Origin of the sequence: Methylobacterium sp. Leaf93 (genome assembly GCF_001422345.1) — a bacterium.
Classification (GTDB): Bacteria; Pseudomonadota; Alphaproteobacteria; order Rhizobiales; family Beijerinckiaceae; genus Methylobacterium; species Methylobacterium bullatum.
This window is the reverse complement of the sequence record NZ_LMMS01000025.1, coordinates 1-1,049: the sequence shown is the minus strand read 5'-3', so window position 1 is coordinate 1,049 and position 1,049 is coordinate 1. Positions and strand designations below refer to the sequence as shown.

The 1,049-nt window shown below is 64.4% G+C and carries 2 pseudogenes; both read right to left on the bottom strand.

From position 1 onward, the window contains the following. Positions 1-99 precede the first annotated feature (99 nt). A pseudogene (locus tag ASF26_RS22115) lies at positions 100-928 on the bottom strand (ISL3 family transposase); the annotation flags it as partial. A gap of 30 nt (positions 929-958) precedes the next feature. Next, positions 959-1,049: pseudogene (locus ASF26_RS22735) on the bottom strand (IS5/IS1182 family transposase); the annotation flags it as partial.

The window sequence follows — 1,049 nt, the reverse complement described above, 5'->3', positions numbered from 1 at the left end:
AGAACAGGTCTGCCATCATCGCCTCCATGCTGAAAACCGCGAACGTGAATCATAAAACTGCAGCGTCAGCAATATCTTGGTTCGGTTCAGACCCTAGGAGCGCTGACGCACATCCTCGTAGGCCGCCAGACGGCGAGCGCGGCTGTCGCGGCTGGCGACGATCTCGGCGTCACTCCGGCGGTAGGCTCGCAGACGCTGTCCGGGGCGTCGGCCATCTCCGATGGCAAGGCTTGGGCAGGCATCGCAAGCGTCCATGGACACTGGCGAGCCAACGCTCCAAGGCTTGGCGCAGATTGAGGAGGAGATGCCACCGGTCGGCGACCTGAAGTGCCGCAGGAGCGCCCAGGGTGGCTGCGCGCGCATATTCGGACGAACGGTCGCGCGTGATCACTGTGATACCGGGATGGCGACGCAGCCACGCGGCAACCGTCATACTGGTTCGGTCCGGCAGGAGGTCGATGGGACGTCGCCGGTCGAGATCGACGAGGAGCGTGCCGTAGGTCTGTCCCTTGCGGATGGCCCAGTCATCGATTCCTACCGCTCGCAGCGGACCGATCGACGGCAGCGTCATGCCGTGCACGAGACGCAGCACCGTATCGGGGCTTGTGGCCATCGCCAGATGCCCGGCCAAGCGAGCGCCGGCTTCGCCACCGAGCGCGAGGCCCACCCGAGCCTGCGCTCGGGCAAGCCGATCGGTGCGTCGTGCGCGTGATGGAAGAAGCTGCGGAAGCGGTTCGACGAATGTGCGCCGTCGGCAGGCGAGATGATGGCAGTAGAAGCGGCGAACCTTCAGTCGCAGCGTCACGGCCTCGCCGAAACTCGGAAGATCGGCAGGATGCCGGACGTATCGACTATGGACGGCAGTGCTTGGCTGGCCGCAGTCAGGACAGCGTCCCCGCTTCCGGCGAACATGAGCAAAGACGATGAGACGACCGGAGCGGCGAAGGACTTAGAGCGCCTAACAGAACCGTTTGATCTGGTTGAGAGTGATGAGGCTGGTCGCGAGGCTCGTGAAGGCCTCGTAGATGTCTGCACGTCGCTCGTAGCGG